Source organism: Micromonospora sp. NPDC000207, from assembly GCF_040300925.1.
GTDB lineage: Bacteria > Actinomycetota > Actinomycetes > Mycobacteriales > Micromonosporaceae > Micromonospora.
The window spans coordinates 44,069-61,392 of the sequence record NZ_JBEPEQ010000002.1; the positions used below are offsets into that span (position 1 = coordinate 44,069).

The following is a 17,324-nucleotide window of genomic DNA, read 5'->3' on the forward strand; positions in this document are numbered from 1 at the left end:
CGGGCCCGGCCGTCGTCTGGGAGGGCGTGAGAGTGGGCGGGAGAAGCGGCGGGACCGAGCCGGACGACGAGGCGTTGCTGCGCCGCGTCGCCCGGGGGGACCAGGGCGCGTTCGAGGAGTTCTACCGGCGTACCGCGCCGTGGCTGGTGATCCGGCTGCGCCGCCGGTGCGCCGACCCCGACGTGGTCGCCGAGGTGATGCAGGACGCGTACGTCGCGGTGTGGCGGTCGGCGGCGTCCTACGGCGGCAGCGCCGGTGGGGGCAGCGCCGCCGGATGGTTGTGGACCATCGCGGCCCGCCGCCTGGTCGACCGGTTTCGGGCTCGGGCCCGACAGGAGGCGTCGCCTCGGCCGGTCACCGTCGAGCCGACCTCCCCGGCGGCCGAGGACGTGGTCGTCGGGCGGGTGCTCGACGACCCGGTCGCCGGGGCGGTCCGTGAACTCGCCCCGGAACTTCGTGAGGTGGTGCAGGCGATGGTGCTCGACGGGCTCTCCGTACGACAGACGTCGGTGCTGCTCGGGGTCCCCGAGGGCACTGTCAAGACCCGGGCCCGGCGGGCCCGGCTGCTGCTGCGGGAGGTGTTGTCGTGACCGCCGGTCACCCGTCACAGGCCCTGCTCGACAGGTACGCCACCGAGGTCGACCTGCCCCCCGACGCCCTGTGGGCGGTGGAGGTGCACCTCGACGGGTGCGCCGCGTGCCGCGCCCGACTGGCCGACGCCGCCGTCGACCACGCCCCCTCGGTCGGCGAACTCGTCGACCAGGTGTGGGCGGAGGTGGCCCCGGTGGTCCGCGCCGAGCCGCCGGTACGCCGTCGCCGGTGGCCGGTGCTGTCCCGCTGGGCGGCACCCGCGTCCCTGCCCTGGCTGCTGACGAGCGTTCTCGTCCCGTTCGTCGCGATGGCGATGGACCTGATCGCCGCCACCCTCCCGGTCGATCCGGGGCGGCCCTCGGTCCTGCTCCTCGTCGCGCCGGTGGTCCCCGTCCTGGGGGTGGCGACCTCCTGGAGTCGACGCCTCGATCCCGCACACGAACTGGTGGGCAGCGCTCCCCGGGCCGGGTTGGGGATGGTGCTGCGCCGGACGCTGGTGGTCCTGCTCGTCGTCCTGCCGCCCCTTGCGGTGGCGGGGGTGGTCGTCGGCACCGCACCGGCGTTGTGGCTGCTGCCGAGCCTGGTCGTGGTGACCGGCACCCTCACCCTCGGCGCGTACGTCGGGGTGGGCCCGGCCGCCGTCCTGGCGACCGTCGGATGGGTGGCCGCCGTGGTGGCCCCGAGCCTGGTCTGGGACGGGTTCCCGGCGGTGCTCGGCCCGGACACCACCCCCGTCTGGGCGGTCTGCGCAGTCCTCGCCACCATCGCCTTCGTCCTCTCCCGACACGCCTTCCGCCACCCGGTGAGCTACCGGTGACCCAGACAGGAGCGTCAATGATCCGTACGGTGAGTGCCGGGGAGACGGCACCGACGACGTACGCCTGGCCGGTCCAGGCCCGTGGACTGCGGGTCCGTGCCGGTCGCCGGTTCGCCGTCGACGGTCTCGACCTGCGGCTCGGGTTCGGTGTGCACGGGCTGCTCGGCCCGAACGGGGCCGGTAAGACCACCCTGATCCGGGCGCTGGCCACCGTCGCCCGACCGGCTTCCGGACACCTGGAACTGCTCGGCCAGGCGGTGGACTCCGGCGGGGACCTCCGTGAGGTTCGCCGGGGGCTGGGCTACCTTCCGCAGGAGTTCGGCCACTACCGGTGGTACACCGTCAGGGAGTTCGTCGAGTACGTCGCCTGGCTGCGGGAGGTGCCCGCGCGTGACGTACCGGACGCGGTGCAGCGGGCCATCGACCGGGTCGACCTGACGTCGCGGGCCGGGAGCACCCTGCGGTCCCTCTCCGGCGGGATGCTGCGCCGGGTCGGCCTGGCCCAGGCCGTCGTCGGCGACCCCACCCTCCTGCTGCTCGACGAGCCGACCGTCGGTCTCGACCCGGAGCAGCGGGCCCGGGCCCTGGAGCTGCTGCGCGACCTCGGCCGGGACACCTGTGTGGTGGTCGCCACCCACGTGGTCGACGACGTCGCCGCCGCCTGCACCGACGTGGTGCTCCTGGACGCGGGGCGGGTGGCCTTCCACGGCCCGGTGGCCGGGTTGACCGCCGCCGGGACCGGCGGAGCCGACCCCGAGGTCGGCGGCGGGGTCCTCGAACGTGGGTACGCGGCACTGCTGCGTCGCCACCGTGACCGGGAGGGATCGAAGTGACGAGGGTGAAGGTGCTCGGCCGGGTCCTCCTCGTCGAGCTGAGCCGTACCTCGGTGGTCGGGGTGGCGCTCGGCTTCCTCGCCGTCGCCGGTGTCCTGCTCACCGACATGGACCGGTGGAGTGGACTGTGGATGAGTGTGGTCCTGGCGCACTACGCGTCCGTCGGCGCGCTCTGGCCGTTGGCGTTGGCCTGCGGGGCCTGGTTCGGTCGCCGGGAGGCCGCTGCGCGGATGACCGACCTGGTGGCGGCGACCCCCCGTCCGAAACCAGCCCGCCTGGCGGCCCGCCTGGTGACGATCGTCGGCTGCTTCGCCGGTGGGTACGCCGCGATGGGCGTCGGGATGTTGCCCGGCGTCTGGTCGAACGCCTCCTACCAGCCGCCGGGGTGGTACTGGCCGGGCCTGGTCGGCACCGTCGCCGTGGCCGGGGCGGCACTGCTCGGCTTCGGCGTCGGTCAGGTGGCCCCGTCCCGACTGACAGCACCGCTGCTGGGTGTCGTCGCGGTCGCCGTCACCGTCGGGCTCCGGGCGGTCGGCCCCGGCCCGGTCCCGTTGCTGCTGCCCGGGTATCTCGGCGAGACCGACCAGTACTCCCTGCTCGATGCCGGGGCGGTGGCGGGACAACTGGTCCTGTTCGGTGCCGTCGCCGTGACCGGGCTGGTGATGAGCCTCGCCGACACCCGGCAGGTCCGGCGGCTCGCCGGGGTGCCGACCGCCCTCGCCCTGGTCGTGGCCCTGGTGGTGGTCCCTTCGGACGGTCAGGGGGTCCGCCCCGATCCGCAGGCCTCGGCGCTGGTCTGCGCCGACGGCACGCCCCGGGTCTGCGTCGTCCGGCTCTACCAGGGGGCGTTGCCGGAGCTCGTCGGACCGGCCCGGGAGGCCCTGCGGAGACTCGGTAGGCTTCCGGACGCCCCGACCGCCGTCGTCCAGGTGGTCGACGAGCGGAACGACACGGCCGCCCGGTCGGCGGACGTCGTCCCCGTCGAGATCGTCATGTTCGGACCCACCTCGATCGCCACCGGGGGCACGACGATCGAGGCGATGCTCCTCGACGGGGCAGGTACGACGGCCTGCGGCCCGGCCGCCGACGACCTGCCGGGCTGGGACCGGCTCGACGCCGCCCGGTCCGCCGCCGGGCTCTGGCTGCGGGGTGCGGACCCGACCCCGGACGACAACGTGTCACCGGCTCGACGGGAACTGACCGAGGCGGCCCTGACCACCCTGCGGGGGTTGCCGGAGCCGACGCAGACCGCCCGGGTCGCCGCGTTGCGGCAGGCCGCGCTGGAGTGCCGGCCCGACCTCTACGAGATCCTCACCGCCGCCTGATGGTGCGCGGGCAGGGAAACAGGACGATGGCTGCAACCACCCGGATGGTCCCGACGTCTCGACGGTCAGACACCGACGACCAGACTGGGACCACCACGACGGTCGGCCCCGGTGCCGACAGAGGAGATGAGACATGTCGACGAGACGATGGTTCGGCACTGCGGGACTGGTGGTGCTGACCGGCGCCCTGGGGGCGTGCGCCGCCGGTGGCCCGACCGCCCCCGCAACTGGGGGCGACCAGCAGGAGACGGGGAGGGGAGTTTCGGTCGGCGAGAGGGAGATAGGCACCGCGAACTCGGACGGCCGACCCGGGGCCGTCGACGGGTCGACGGCACCCGCACCGGCGACGTCGCCCCTCCCGCCGGTGCTGACCGGGAAGCGGTGGGGGACCATCGTCCGGACCGGGTCCTTCGAGGGGGGAGTGTCGCTCCTCGACGGTGGACGCCTGGCCGAGGTCGACGGCGACGAGGGTCGGCAGCTGTTCGCCCCGACCCCGATCGGGGGCAACAAGTACCTTGTCAAGGCGTACAACCGGGGCAGCGCCACCCCGCTGTGCTGGGTGGCGCGCAACCCCGGCGACGGCCGACCGCTGATCGTCGAGGGTGCCGCCTGCAACGCCCAGGACCGGCACCAGCAGTTCGACATCGCCCCGGTCACCCGGGACGGCAAGCAGGTCTACCTGTTCAGCAACAGCTCGGCGTACCTGCGGCACTCGGCCCGCAACGGGCTGATCCTGGAGGAGTCGGGCGACGCACCACCGGTCAGCGACTTCCGGATCAACGACAACGGGCCCGCTCCTACGGGATGAAGACCACCCGTACGCAGCCGTCGGAGCGGGTCCGGAACAGGTCGTACCCGACCGGCCCCTGCTCCAGGGAAAGCCGGTGGGTGGCCAGGTGCTCGGTGCGGACCTCGTCGCGGGCCATCAACTCCAGCAGCCGGGGGATGTAACGCTGCCCGTGTTGGCGGGCACCCCGTACGGTCAGCCCCTTGTGCAGCACCGCCCCGAGCGGGAACGCGTCGACGAACCCGGTGGCAGCGCCGAGAACGGCGACGGTGCCGCCCTTGCGACAGGCGTGCACCGCCTCGCGTACCGCAAGGGTGTCCGCGGGCCGGGCACCGAGACGGCCGGTGAGGGGGCGGGCACCGGCCCCGCTCTCTCCGGCGGCCTCCACACACACGTCGGGACCCCGGCCGCCGCTGCGTTCCCGCAGCTCCGCCGCGACGTCGGTCCGTCCGAGGTGCAACGTCTCCACCCCGACGGTGTGTTCGGCCATCCGGAGCCGGTCGTCGTACCGGTCGACCACGACGACCCGTTCCGCCCCGCGCATGAACGCCGCCAACGCTGTCAGCTGACCCACCGCCCCCGCACCCCAGACCGCCACCACGTCACCCGGCCCCACCCCGCCCAGGTCCGCGCCGAGCCAACCGGTCGGCGCGGCGTCCGAGGCGAACACCGCCCGGTCGTCGTCGACCCCGTCGGGTACGGCGAAGGCCCCCACGTCGGCGTAGGGCACCCGGACGTACTCGGCGTGTGATCCGGCGAACCCACCGGTCGACCGGGGATGGCCGTAGCAGCCCCCGGTCGGCGCACCCCACGGCGGTTCGGCGACCACCGCCTCGGCGCTGCTGCCGTTGTCGCAGCAGGAGTAGAGCCCCCGACGGCAGTACCAGCACCCGCCACAGGAGACGGTGGAGCAGACCACCACCCGGTCGCCGACCCGGTGTCGGCGTACCTCCGGGCCGGCCTCGACCACCTCACCGAGGAACTCGTGCCCGAGCACGTCGCCGACGCCGAGCCGGGGCCCGGCCCCGGTCAACAGCGCCAGGTCCGCCCCGCAGGTGGCGCTGCGCCGTACCCGGACGATCACGTCGTGGGCGTTGCGCAGCTCCGGGTCGGGCACCCGGCGTACCGCCAGCCCCTCGGCACCGACCCAACACAGTGCCCGCATCAGGGCATCCCCGGGGACGACCCGTCGGGCCTGTCGAACGGGCTCCGCTCGCTGCGCAGCAGCTCACCGGTCTCGGCAAGCTGTTTGACCTGCAACAAGGTCCGACGGAGCAGCAGTTCGGGATCGTCGCCGACGAGGTGGGCGGCCAACCCGGGCAGCGGAGGGCCACCCGGACGGAACCGGGCCGCCAACTCCGTGCCGCGCGCCCCGGGAGCGGGTCCGACCTGCACCTCCACCGCCCCGTCGAGGCGGCGCAACGGCTCCGGCCACACCCCGCCCGGCAACACCTCGGCGGGGGAGCGGTCCACCGTCACCACCTGCCACCGGTACGCCCCGGCCGCCCCGGCGCGCCGTCGGCCGTGCCGCCGACCGGCCGCTACCAACGCCCGACCGGCCGCCATCGCCACGGCGGCGGCCACCACCATCAACCCACCCCGGCTCCTCGGTCCCATTCGTCCCACCTGCCCCTCCGGTCGTGCCGGCCGCAGACCGGACAACCGATCCGCGAGGACCGGCCGCCCGGGGTCCCTCCACCCTCCGACGGGTACGGGTGAACGGGGCTCCCCCGGAAGGGGTGAAGCCGTCCGGCGCGGGTAACCGGCTGCCGCACCACCGACGTGTCCTGGGGAGGGCCGGATGCCGTACGACGGCAGGAGCACCGGTACGACGCCGCCGTTGCTCACGTCCCGGCTGTCCCCGCCCCCACCCCCCGAGCCGCTGCTGATCCGGCCCCGCCTCCTCGACGAGCTGGACCGGGGCGCCGGGGCGGCGATCACCCTGGTCACCGCGCCGGCCGGCTGGGGCAAGAGCACCCTGCTCGCCTCCTGGGCCCGGGCAGCCCACCCGGTCTCGGCGTACCCGACAGGGACCGGTGCCACCGCGCCCGCCTGGCTCTCCGTGGAGGTCGGTGACGGCGGGGAACGGTTCTGGGCGTACCTGGCCGCCGCAGCGACCGTCCCGGTGGACCTGTCGGGTCCCGCGCGGCTGGACGCCCTGGCCGCCGCCCTCGCCGCAGCGGACCGGCAGGTGGTGCTGGTCCTGGACGACCTGCACCGGGTCGTCGACCCGTCGGTGCCCGCCGGTCTGGAGTTCCTGGTCCGGCACGCCGAGGGGCGGTTACGGCTGGTGATCGGGGCCCGGGAGGCCCTGCCACCCGCCCTGCACCGGCTGCGGCTGACCGGGGAACTGACCGAACTCGGCCCCGACCTGCTGGCCTTCACCGACGACGAGGTCGCCGACCTCCTCGTCGCACACGGCGTACACCTGCCGGCGGCCACCGTCCCCCGGCTCCGGGACCGGACCGCCGGCTGGCCCGCAGCGCTGCGCTTCGCCGCGCTGGCGCTGCGGGGGCAGTCCGACCCGGACCGGTGGGTACGGCGCTTCGGCGGCGACCACCCGGACGTCGCCGGGTACCTCGGCACCGAACTGCTCGACGGCCTCGACCCACGCGACCGCGACGTGTTGCGACGGTGCGCCGTCACCCCCACGGTCCGCGCCGACCTGGCCGTCACGTTGACCGACCGGGCCGACGCCGACCAGGTGCTGGCCACGCTGGCCCGCGACGGTGGGTTTCTCCACCACGACCAGGGCACGCCGCCGTGGTTCAGGTACCACCCGATGCTCGCCGACCTGCTCCGCGCCGAACTGGGTCGGGTCGGTGACGACCAGGTGACCGACCTGCACCGGCGGGCCGCCGGGTGGTACGCCGACCGTGCCCGTCCCGCCGACGCGCTGCGGCACGCGCTGGCGGCGGGGGAGTGGGAACGGGCGGTCACCCTCGTGACCCACCAGTGGCCGGAACTGATCCCGTACGACGGGGACGACGTCGACTGCCGGATCCCGGTCACGCCACCGCCCGAGGCGCTGCACAGGTACCCGGGGCTCGCCCTCGCCCTCGCCGTCGAGCGGGTCCGCGCCGGTGACGCCGCCGGAGCCACCGAGGCGTTGACCATCGCCGCCGACGCGGCCCGGGAGGTGTCGACGTCGACCCGGCAGCCGTCGGTGGTGACAGCGCTGGAGCTGACCCTGGCCCGGCAGGCCGACGACCGCCCCGCCGCGCGGGCCCTGGCCCACCGCCTCCTCGCCTCGACCTCCCCCGATCCTGCCGATCCGGTCCGGGGCGGTCCGGCGCTCGGAGCCCGGGCCGTGGCCGGGGTGGCCCTCGGACTCCTCGACCTCGCCGACGGCGACCTGACCGGGGCACTGCACCACTACAATCGGGCCGGCGAGGCGGCCCGGACGGGCGGGTGGGGGCGGACCGAGCTGGTCTGCGCCGGTCGGACCGCCCTGCTCCAGGCGGTCCGGGGGGATTTGGCAGCCGCCGAGCAGACCGCCCGGGAACTGCTCGACCTCCCGGTCTGCCAGGGGTGGACCGGGCTGACCGACTGCGCGTACGCCCATCTCGCCCTGGCCGTCGTCGCCCTGCACCGACACCTGCCGCAGGAGGCGGCGGCGATGGTGGCGCTCGCCGGCCCGGCCACCGACACCCCGGTGCCGGGTGTGCTCGTCGTCCTCTGTCGGGTGCCACTGCTCTGCGCCACCGGAGATCTCACCACCGCCCACCGGCTGTTGACCGGGGCCCGGGAGGTGGCGGCCGACCTGCCCGCCGCCGGGGAGCTGGCCCAACTGCTCCGCGCCACCGAGGCCGACCTGCTGGCCGCCCGGGGTGACCTGGCCGCCGCCCGCCACCTCCTCACCGACCTCACCCGTCCGGCGGCCGAGCCGCAGCCCGCGCCGCCCGGGACGCGGGCCGCGTCGGCGGTGGCTCAGGCCGCGTCGGTGGCACTGGCCCGGGTCGAACTCCTCGCCGGGGACCAGCGGGCCGCCCGTCGCGCCCTACCGGAGTGGGACGCCCCCGACGCCGACCTGGTGCCGCTGCCGGTACGTCTGGAGGCCGGGCTGCTCGACGCCGTCCTGACCCGCGCCGACGGCGACCACCGGCGGGCCGGGCGGCTCCTGGAGCGGATTCTCGACCTGGTCGCCCCGGACGGGTACCGGCGGGCGTTCCTCCAGGGGATCCCCGGCGTACGGGACCTCCTCGCCGCCCACCTCGACACCGGAACCGCCCACTGGGTGACAGTCACCGAACTGCTCGGAGTCCTCGACGCCCCGGCGTCGGGGGCGGTCCCGGCGTCGGTCCCGGGATTGGCCGAACCGCTCACCGAGCGGGAGTTGACGATCCTGCGCTACCTGCAGAGCATCCTGTCCAACGTGGAGATCGCCGGTGAGCTCTCCGTGTCGGTGAACACCGTCAAGACCCACGTCCGCAACATCTACCGCAAGCTCGACGCCACCCGCCGACGCGAGGCCGTCCGTCGCGCCCGCGAACTCCACCTCCTCTGACGCTCCCGTCCGTTCCGCCCCGCCCCTTCGGTACGAGCGGCCGGAGGACGCCCCCTCCTGTCACGTCGAGGCGGCGTGGTCGACGGCGGACAGGAGGGTGGGCAGGTCGTAGTCGCCCTCGTGCGGGGCGCCGTTGACGAACAGGGCCGGTACGGCGCGGACCCCGCTGCGGATCCCCCCGACGAAGTCCCGGCGTACCCGGTCGTCGTGCAGTTCCCGGCTCACCTCGTCGTCCACCTCGCCGACGGGCAGGCCGAGCTGCTCCACCCCGAGGGACAGGTGCACCGCGTCGAGCTGGTCCTGGTGCTCGAAGAGCCAGTCGTGCAACGGCCAGAACCGGCCCCGCCGGGCGGCGGCCTCGGCCACCACCGCGGCCTGCTCGGCGTACGGGTGGACGTTGACGACGGGGAAGTGGCGGAAGATCAGGCGTACCGTCTCGGCGCGCTGGTCCAGGACGTCGGTGAGGTTGCGGTGCGCCTCGGCACAGAACCGGCACTGGAAGTCGCCGTACTCGACGAGGGTGACGGGTGCGTCCTGCGGGCCCCGGACGTGGTCCTGCGCGGTGACCGGTGCCCGCAGTCGGGCTTCGACCTGCAACGGTGTGGCCATGCGGACCGGGTTCCCCGGTCCGGGTGAACTCATCTCACCCCCTCGGGATGGCCCGTCCCGCCGACCGGTACGAGCGTCACCGACGGGACGGGGGTGACATGACCGACATCGATGCGACATCATGGCTGCGCTACCGGTTCGCCGAACGCCGACGACGAGGGTGGACGATGGGAACGTTGGCGGTTCGGACGGGGCGTCTCGTCCGGCACGAGTGGAGCCTTGCAGTGCTGGGGTCGCTGGCCCTGGCGGTGCTGCTGACCTGGCCCACGCTGCGTCATCCGGCGTCGACGATCCCCCAGGACACCGGGGATCCGACGTTGCAGGCGTGGCAGGTCGCCTGGGGTGGGCACGCCCTGCTCACCCAGCCGTGGAACCTGTGGCACTCGAACACGTTCTTCCCGGAGCCGTACACCTACGCCTACTCGGACACCCTGCTGGGTTACGCCCTGTTCGGGATGATCGGTTCCGGACCGGAGGCGGCGGTAGTCAGGTACAACCTGCTCTACGTGCTGGCCCACGCTCTGGCGTTCGTCGGGGCGTACGCGCTGTGCCGACAGGTGGGGGCCGGGAGGGCCGGGTCGGCGGTGGCCGGGGCGGCGTTCGCGTACGCCCCCTGGAAGCTGGCCCAGGCCGGGCACCTGCACGTGCTCAGCATGGGCGGGATCGCCCTGGCGCTGGCCATGCTGGCCCGGGGGCACGGCTGGTCGCTGCGGGACGGGTACCGACCGGAGCGGATCCGACCGGGGTGGGCGGTGGCCGGGTGGTTGGTCGCCGCCTGGCAGGTGAGCCTCGGTTTCGGCATCGGTCTGCCCTTCGTGTACGTCCTGGCGCTGCTCTGCCTCGGCGTGCTCGTCGGGTACGGGTCGACCTGGTGGCGACGCAGGAGCAGGCCGGTGTTCCCGCGTCGGCTGCTCGTGGCCGACCTGGGCGGCGGGCTCGCGTTCACCGCACTGGTCCTGCTGATGGCGGCCCCCTACTTCGAGGTGGTGTCGCGGCACCCGTCGGGGCGGCGGACCGTCGAGCAGATCGCGATGTTCTCCCCGCCGCTGCGCGGGTTCCTCACCGCCCCGCCCGAGTCGTGGTTGTGGGGTGAACGGCACGCGGCGGCCCGTGACCAGTTGGGTTTCGCCGTGGAGATGACCCTCCTGCCCGGGGTGGTCCTGGTCGGGTTGGCCGCCGCCGGGCTGTTCCTGTCCGCCTGGCGGGTCCGGCACCGGTTGGCGTTGGCCGCCGGGGTGCTGGTGAGTGTGGCGTTGGCGTCGGGCACCACCCTCTTCGGTGACGGGCGACCCGGGTACGTGACGCTGGTGGAGCACCTGCCCGGGTGGGACGCCCTGCGTACGCCGGGCCGGTTGGTGCTCTGGACGACGCTGCTGCTCGGTGTGTTGGCGGCCGGGGCGTTGACGGTCCGGGAGACCGACCCGTCACCGGTGCCGTGGTGGCGGCGGCCGGCGAGGCTGGTGCTCGTCGTACCGCTGCTCCTGGTCCTGGTGGAGGGGGTGAACCGGACCCCGCACGCGGAGGTCCCGCCCCAGCCCCAGGCGCTGCGCGGGGTGACCGGCCCGGTCCTGGTGTTGCCGAGCGAGGGCACCCGGGAGTACCACGTGATGCTCTGGTCGACGGACGGCTTCCCCCGCATTGTCAACGGCGGGGCGTCGTTCGTGCCGCCCGGCCAGGACCGGATCCGGGCGGTCAGCACCGCCTTCCCCTACCCGGACGCGGTGGCCGAGTTGCGTGCGGCCGGGATCCGGACGGTGGTGGTGCTCACCGACTACGTTCCCGGCACCCCGTGGCAGGAGGTGCCGGGTCGGCAGGTGACCGGGCCGGGGGTCCGGGTGGAGAACCGGCCCGACGGGATCGTCTACCACCTGGAGTGACGCCGTCCCCGTGCGGTCACCGGGGGCGGGTCAGGCGGACGGGGAGGGTGAGCAGCCGCCAGGTGCCGGGGTCGGGGGCGCGTCGGGCCCCCGGGTCGGCGGGGGAGAGGTCGGGGTGGCGGTCCAGCAGGGCGGCGAGGGCCACCTCGATCTGGATCCGGGCCAGGGCCGCGCCCAGACAGAAGTGCGGGCCGTGTCCGTACCCGAGGTGGGCTGTCCGGTCGGGGACCCGGGTCAGGTCCAGCCGGTCCGGGTCGGGGAAGACCCGGGGGTCCCGGTTGACCGCGACGATCGAGACGACCACCGGTTCGCCCTCCGGCACCGGTACGCCGTCGATCAGCACCTCCTCGGTGGGAAACCGGGGGACGGTGAGCATCTGGGGCGGACTCCACCGGGTCAGCTCCTCCACCGCCCGGGGTAGCAGGTCGGGGTCGGCCCGCAGCGCGGCGAGCTGCCCGGGATGGGTCAGCAGGGCGTGGACGGCGTTGGCGAGCAGGTTCGCCGGGGTCTGTCCGGCCAGCACCAGATGCCAGACCAGGCTGACCAGTTCGACCTCGGTGAGGCGGTCCCCGTCGTCGTCGCGTACCCGGATCAGGTCGGTGACCAGGTCGTCGCCGGGGTGGTCGCGGCGGTGGGCGACCACCGACTTGGCGCTGTCGACGATCGCCGGGATGGCGGCGACGAATCCCGGGCCGTCCCCGGCGGCGACGGCGGCACCGAAGGTCCGCCACACCTCCCGGTCCGCCGCCGGCACTCCGACCAGCTCGCTGATCACCGCCATCGGCAGGGGTCGGGCCAGGTGGGTGACGAGGTCGCCCACCCCGTCGTCGGCGGCGTGGGCGACCTCGTCGAGCAATCCCGCCACGATCGTCTCGATCCGGGGGCGCAGCGCGACAGCCCGGCGCGCGGTGAACGCCGGGGCGACGAGCCGGCGCAACCGCCCGTGTTCCGGCCCGTCGATCTCCATGGTCCGCAGGTACGGCCGGTACCGGTCGGGGACTGCGGGCCGCAGGTAGCTCTCGCTGCGCAGCTCGAACCGGGGGTCGGTGAGCACCGTCCGGGCCGTGGCGTGGCGGGTCACCGCCCACATCGGGCCGAAGCCGGGGGTGACCAGCCGGGCCAGTGGGGACCGCTCCCGGGCCTGCCGGTACGCCGTGAACGGATCGGCGAGCACCGTCGGGTCGGTCAACTCGATCTCCGGAACGTCCATCCCTCTTCCCTCCAGGTCTGTTTCAGATACGCAGAACAGATGATGCCATCATCTGGATGGTGAAGGTATCTTAAGCCGGGGTGGACGGCAACAGCCGTCCGGAGGAGGCAGGCGATGGCACGGCTCACCAGGGCGCAGCTGCAACAGCTCAACCGGGCCCGGGTGCTGGCGGCGGCCCGGGAGGTGTTCACCGAGCGCGGCTTCCGGGAGGCCCGCATCGACGACATCGCCGACCGGGCCGAGCTGACCCGGGGGGCGGTCTACTCGAACTTCCCCGGCAAGCGGGCGCTCTACTTCGCGGTCCTCGCCGCCGACGCCGAGCAGGTGCCCGAACCACCCCGTCCCCCGGGCACCGGGACCGTCGCCGAGGTGCTCGCCGAGTTCGCCCGCGCCTGGGTGGCCCGACTTCCGCTCGCCGTCGACGAACGACTCGACGGGGTGAGCCTCGGCCGTGACCTGATGTCGGAGATCGCCGCCGACGAGGCCACCCGAACGCCGTACGCGGAACTCACCCGACTGTCGGCGGTCCTGCTCGGGCTGGTGGTGGAGGCCCTCGACGGACCGGCGTACCAGCCCCGACGGCGGGTCCGGACCGCCGAGACCGCCCTGACCCTGTTGCACGGGGCGGGCCGACTCGCCGCCGCCGCACCCGGTTTCGGCGACCCGTTCGACGTGGTGCGCGCCTGCGCCAACCTGGCCGGACTGGATCTCGACGACAGCTGGGACCCGCCCCACCTGCCGTACGTGCCGAAGGCCCGTCCGGTCGACCTGGCCTGGACTCCGCCGGTCGCCGTCGACCTCCTGCGGGACACCTCCGGCCGACCGGCTGCCGAGGGCGTGGTCACCATCCTGGGGCTGCACCGGGCGAGCGCCGTGGAGGAGGCGGTCCGGGCGGCCCCGCCGGGCACCGTGGTCACCGCCGTCCTGGTCACCGGCGACCCGAAGGGCCTGCTGTCGCTGGCCCGGCTGGCCCTGGTCGACCTGCGCACCTGTCTGCGACGCGCGGTGCCGCCGGATGCCTGGCCCCGGGTCCGGGTGGTGTGCGACGAGTCCGGCGAGGTGGCGGCGGCGGCCGGGGTGCCGGCCGTCAGCGACGTGACCGAGACCGCCGTCCGGGTGGTGGGGGGCCGCATCGTCGCCCGTGCCGACGGGCACGGGGCCGGGCACGCCGCAGCGTCGGTGTCGGACTGAGCGACGACGAACCGGCCCCGACCGGCCGTGGTGGCGGCGGGTCGGGGCCGGTCGGTGGTGCGTACGGCACTGCCGGGGGACCCGTGGTCGGGCCCGGCGGCGCCGCAGTTCAGTTGTCGAAGCCGACAGGGGAGTTCGGCCGGTCCACGTCGACGAACTCGATGTCGTCGACCGGACGGTCGGCGCGGGCGATCGCCGCCCGAGCCGCGGTGCTGGCCGCCCAGCCGACGGCCGCACCGACGAGTGCCGCACCGATCAGCAGGGTCCAGGGCAGGGCGGGCCGCCGGCCGGCGAGGGCGTCGAAGGCCGCGACGGCCCGCTTGCGGGCCTCGTCGGTGGCCGTCCCGACCAGGTCACCGGCGTCGCCGGTCAGGTCGGAGCCGCTTCGGCGGGCGGTCCGGGCGGCGTCGCGGACGCTGTCCCCGGCGGAGCTCACCGTCGAGGTCAGGTGCTGCCAGGCCTCGTCCGCGATCCGCTCGGGCTTGCTGCGGCGCTCCAGCAGGTTGGTTCCGAACATCGTGGGTTCCTCCTCGGGTGCCGAAGGCCACTTCGGATTCGGCGACGGTCGGGCGTTGTCACGTTCAGCTACTCCCGCCTGTGCCCAGACCCACCGGTCGGCAAACCCCCGGACGGCCGCCGATCGTGCGTCGATGTCCTCAACTGGTGTGGGGAAGGCGTACGCGGGTGGGATCCCCCGTACGGGGCGCCGTCGGGTGCCGCCCCCGATGGTAGGTACGCCGATCAATGCCGGTGGGGCCGGGCCGGGTGCGCCGGCCCGGCCCACCCCCGGCGGACGCCCTCGACGCGCCAGCCCCGCCGGACCCCGGTGTGTCCGCCGGGCGGTACACCTCCCCGGGTGTTCCACCGGGCGGAACCGCTTGCGGGCGGGCGGTGGAGGTGACTGTGCGCGACGGGTGAACTGCGATAAACAGGATGAAAAGCCGCAGGATTCCGCACCGGTGTCGGTTGGGGTGCCCGGTCGGTGACGAGGTCCGGACGAAGCGTTCGGGTGGTCGGGGGCAAGGCTCTGACCAGCATCGTTGCCGCACGGGGCGCGCCGGTGGCAGAGGGTGTGGGCCGAGGGTGCCCTCGGACGTTACCCTTGTCCGGCGACGGGCGGCCGATGGCCGATCGTCGTCACAGGTGACCAGAAGGTGCGGAGAAGGGCAGCTGGCATGTCCGATCCGCAAATTGCTCATCCCGAGGGGTGGCGACCGAGGCCGTGGGAGGAATACTCTCGGTCGCGGCCCGCGTACTGATGAGGCGCCCGATAACGGGCGAGTGGAGGTGCTCGCGTGAGCCTGTCGATCGTGAAGTCGGTTCTTTCCGGTGGTGTCATCGAGATCGCCCCTCGGGGTGAGATCGACGTGGACACCGCGTACGAGGTGCGCGAGGCCATTGCCGAGGTCCTCGCCAAGGGACGCCCGTCCCGGATCGAGCTCAACATGCGGCTCGTCACCTTCATCGACTCCGTCGGCATCAGCGCCATGGTCGCCGGTTTCCAGACCGCCGAGGTCAGCGGGGTGAAGCTGGTGGTCACCGAGCCCAGCCGGTTCGTGCACCGGCAGCTCTGGGTCACCGGCCTGCTCGGTCTCTTCGGTGCCCCCGAGCCCTACTACGCCGGTTCGGCCACCCCCGAGGTGCTCCCCGGCGCCTGAGCCGTCCGTCGACGTCGTCGCGGTCACAGCGGTACGTCGATCACTTCGGTGATCGCCCGGATCGCGGTGACCGAGGCGTACCCCTCGGCGAGCAGCGCCAGGTCCGAACCGGGTGGCAGGGCCTCCCCGGGCTCCTCCAGGGAGGTCCGGACGAAACCGTGTCCGGCCTCCGCCACAGTCATCTGCACCTGACCGAAGCTGGCGAGCGACCCTCGGCGTACCCCGAGGAGCCTGTCGTAGGGGCGGTCCGGCACGTTGACGTTGAGGATGTCCTCGACGGGCAACGCGGTCAGCCGGGGGAGCAGGTCGAGGGCCACCCGGGCCGCCGTGGACCAGTGCCGTTCGGCGTCGCGGACCAGGGCCGCCGCAGCCACGGCGGCACCCCCGCTGCCGGGGGTGGCGTCACCGGCGTTGAGCACGTCAAGCGAGACCGCCAACGCCCGGCAGCCGTTGGCACCGGCGGTGAAAGCGGCCCCCACGGTGCCCGAATGCAGCACCGCCCGCCCGGCGTTCGCCCCCCGGTTGATCCCCGAGAGCACCACCGTCGGGGCCGGACCGAAGGCACCGTGCAACCCGATCAACGTGATGAAACCCGGAGAGCCGCTCACCGCGTACGCCGGGACGTCGGGCAGCCCCGGCAGGGACTGCTGGTGGACCACCACGTGCCCGTCCCGCTCCACCGCCGTCATCGCCGCGCCGGTGCCGCTCATCTCCTCCTGCGGGGCGGCGACCACCACGTCCAGCCCCCGTTGCACAGCCGCGCGGGCGAGCTCCTGGATGCCGGGGGCGGCGATGCCGTCGTCGTTGGTGACCAGGACCCGTAGCGTCATCGCTCGACCGCCCGGTGGGCCAGCTCGTCGGGGCTGATCCGTTCCTGGGGGCGGGACCCGGCCGGAACGAGACGGACCCGGTCGACGAGTCCGTTGATCGAGTCGAGCCGCCCGGTGCCCAGCCCGTGCCGGGTGACGTTCAACGCCCCCGCCGCCGCCCCGGTACGGATCGCCGTCCGGATGTCACCGCCGACAGCCACCACCGCCGCCGCCCCGGCGGTCATCGAGTCACCGGCCCCCCGAGGGTCGGCGGCGTGCAGTCGGGGCATCTCCACCTCGAACACCTCCCCGTCGACGAGGGCCAGGGCCGGTTCCTCGGCGCGGCTGACCACCACCGTCTGGGCACCGGCCTGGTGCAGGTCGTACATGACCCCGGTGAGTTCGGCGACGCTGTCGTCGGCGGCCAACCCGTCGCGCAGCAGCTCCTCGTGGCTGACCTTGCAGAGGAACACCCCGCTGTCCAGGACGGCGGCGAGGTGCTCCCCGGAGAGGTCGACCACCACCCGACTGCCGTTCTCCCCGAGGTCGGCGGCGAACCGGCGGTACACCTCGGGTGGGACGAGCGACGGCTCGTTGGGGCCGCTCAGGACGCTCACCGGGGCCCGCAGCCCCTCCCCGAGGGCGAGGTTGTAGAGCTCGTCGAGCTCGTGGCGGGTGAGCCGCTCACCAGTCACGTCGACGATCTCCTGTCGGGAACCGTCGCGGCGGTCGTGCACGTACCCGCCGTTGGTCGAGTGGCGGCGTACCGTCCGCAGGTCCACCCCCTCGGTGGCGAGCAACGGCTCCAGGACCTGGCCGAGTTCCCCGCCGATGCTGGCGCAGAGCACCACCGGGACCCCGAGGGAGGAGATCATCCGGGCCTGCCAGACGCCCTGCCCGCCCGGGTGCAGGTGCAGCTCCGGGTGGTCACTGGGCTGTTCGATGGTGACCGTGAGCAGGGGAGTGGGCGCGAACACCATCACGTGCCCGTCCATGGGGCCACCTTCCGTCCGTACGCCGGGTCGCTCACCTGATAACCGTCGACGCGGTGGTCCGGGCACGCCTCGTCGGGCACGAAAACGCCGGGCGTACGCCTCGTCGGGCACGAAG

The 17,324-nt window shown here is 74.0% G+C and carries 16 protein-coding genes; 9 read left to right on the forward strand and 7 right to left on the reverse strand.

The genetic code is table 11. The features are described 5' to 3' along the window. The first annotated feature begins 32 nt into the window (after nucleotides 1–32). From ABT336_RS01155 to ABT336_RS01175, 5 genes are all read left to right on the forward strand, one after another. On the forward strand, nucleotides 33–590 hold the full coding sequence (locus tag ABT336_RS01155) for an RNA polymerase sigma factor (protein ID WP_350894436.1): 558 nt from the start codon (nucleotides 33–35) through the stop codon (nucleotides 588–590). Continuing rightward, nucleotides 587–1,408, forward strand: a complete 822-nt coding sequence (locus ABT336_RS01160) for a hypothetical protein (RefSeq protein ID WP_350894437.1) — start codon at nucleotides 587–589, stop codon at nucleotides 1,406–1,408. The genes ABT336_RS01155 and ABT336_RS01160 overlap by 4 nt, the downstream gene beginning before the upstream one ends. Before the next feature lie 17 nt (nucleotides 1,409–1,425). Continuing rightward, on the forward strand, nucleotides 1,426–2,241 hold the full coding sequence (locus ABT336_RS01165; RefSeq protein WP_350894438.1) for an ATP-binding cassette domain-containing protein: 816 nt from the start codon (nucleotides 1,426–1,428) through the stop codon (nucleotides 2,239–2,241). Then, complete coding sequence (locus ABT336_RS01170) at nucleotides 2,238–3,566, forward strand: hypothetical protein (protein WP_350894439.1); 1,329 nt, start codon at nucleotides 2,238–2,240, stop codon at nucleotides 3,564–3,566. Before ABT336_RS01165 ends, ABT336_RS01170 begins: the two co-directional genes overlap by 4 nt. Nucleotides 3,567–3,699: 133 nt before the next feature. After that, on the forward strand, nucleotides 3,700–4,374 hold the full coding sequence (locus ABT336_RS01175) for a hypothetical protein (protein WP_350894440.1): 675 nt from the start codon (nucleotides 3,700–3,702) through the stop codon (nucleotides 4,372–4,374). Here the strand turns inward: ABT336_RS01175 and ABT336_RS01180 are convergent. After that, entirely contained in the window at nucleotides 4,364–5,518 is a 1,155-nt protein-coding gene (locus ABT336_RS01180) for an alcohol dehydrogenase catalytic domain-containing protein (protein WP_350894442.1), read from the reverse strand. The genes ABT336_RS01175 and ABT336_RS01180 overlap by 11 nt on opposite strands. Further along, nucleotides 5,518–5,970, reverse strand: coding sequence for a hypothetical protein (locus ABT336_RS01185; RefSeq protein WP_350894443.1), 453 nt, complete (start codon nucleotides 5,968–5,970; stop codon nucleotides 5,518–5,520). The genes ABT336_RS01180 and ABT336_RS01185 overlap by 1 nt, the downstream gene beginning before the upstream one ends. Nucleotides 5,971–6,154: 184 nt before the next feature. Between ABT336_RS01185 and ABT336_RS01190 the strand changes: the two genes are divergently transcribed. After that, nucleotides 6,155–8,860, forward strand: coding sequence for a winged helix-turn-helix domain-containing protein (locus tag ABT336_RS01190; RefSeq protein WP_350894444.1), 2,706 nt, complete (start codon nucleotides 6,155–6,157; stop codon nucleotides 8,858–8,860). 60 nt (nucleotides 8,861–8,920) lie between these two features. Here the strand turns inward: ABT336_RS01190 and ABT336_RS01195 are convergent, their stop codons facing one another. Continuing rightward, nucleotides 8,921–9,469, reverse strand: a complete 549-nt coding sequence (locus ABT336_RS01195; RefSeq protein ID WP_350894445.1) for a DsbA family protein — start codon at nucleotides 9,467–9,469, stop codon at nucleotides 8,921–8,923. Nucleotides 9,470–9,636: 167 nt separating this feature from the next. On the opposite strand from ABT336_RS01195, the gene ABT336_RS01200 reads away from it, so the two are divergent. Beyond that, nucleotides 9,637–11,346: a hypothetical protein gene (locus ABT336_RS01200; RefSeq protein WP_350894521.1), complete on the forward strand. Its 1,710-nt coding sequence runs from the start codon at nucleotides 9,637–9,639 to the stop codon at nucleotides 11,344–11,346. 16 nt (nucleotides 11,347–11,362) lie between these two features. Here ABT336_RS01200 and ABT336_RS01205 read toward each other — a convergent pair whose 3' ends face one another. Beyond that, a complete protein-coding gene (locus ABT336_RS01205; RefSeq protein WP_350894446.1) occupies nucleotides 11,363–12,556 on the reverse strand; it encodes a cytochrome P450 family protein in 1,194 nt (397 codons plus the stop codon). 114 nt (nucleotides 12,557–12,670) lie between these two features. Here ABT336_RS01205 and ABT336_RS01210 point away from each other — a divergent pair, with 114 nt between their 5' ends. Next, complete coding sequence (locus ABT336_RS01210; RefSeq protein ID WP_350894447.1) at nucleotides 12,671–13,747, forward strand: TetR/AcrR family transcriptional regulator; 1,077 nt, start codon at nucleotides 12,671–12,673, stop codon at nucleotides 13,745–13,747. A gap of 109 nt (nucleotides 13,748–13,856) precedes the next feature. On the opposite strand, the gene ABT336_RS01215 is transcribed toward ABT336_RS01210, so the two are convergent. Continuing rightward, nucleotides 13,857–14,264 carry a hypothetical protein gene (locus ABT336_RS01215; RefSeq protein WP_350894448.1) on the reverse strand — a complete coding sequence of 136 codons (408 nt, stop codon included), beginning with the start codon at nucleotides 14,262–14,264 and terminating at the stop codon, nucleotides 13,857–13,859. A gap of 778 nt (nucleotides 14,265–15,042) precedes the next feature. On the opposite strand from ABT336_RS01215, the gene ABT336_RS01220 reads away from it, so the two are divergent. After that, the gene (locus ABT336_RS01220) at nucleotides 15,043–15,405 is read left to right on the forward strand and encodes an STAS domain-containing protein (protein ID WP_350894449.1); all 363 of its coding nucleotides are present in this window, start codon (nucleotides 15,043–15,045) and stop codon (nucleotides 15,403–15,405) included. A 23-nt stretch (nucleotides 15,406–15,428) separates the two neighbouring features. Here ABT336_RS01220 and surE read toward each other — a convergent pair whose 3' ends face one another. Next, the gene (surE, locus tag ABT336_RS01225; protein ID WP_350894450.1) at nucleotides 15,429–16,235 is read right to left on the reverse strand and encodes a 5'/3'-nucleotidase SurE; all 807 of its coding nucleotides are present in this window, start codon (nucleotides 16,233–16,235) and stop codon (nucleotides 15,429–15,431) included. Then, on the reverse strand, nucleotides 16,232–17,209 hold the full coding sequence (locus ABT336_RS01230) for a PfkB family carbohydrate kinase (protein ID WP_350894451.1): 978 nt from the start codon (nucleotides 17,207–17,209) through the stop codon (nucleotides 16,232–16,234). Before ABT336_RS01230 ends, surE begins: the two co-directional genes overlap by 4 nt. Nucleotides 17,210–17,324 lie beyond the last annotated feature (115 nt).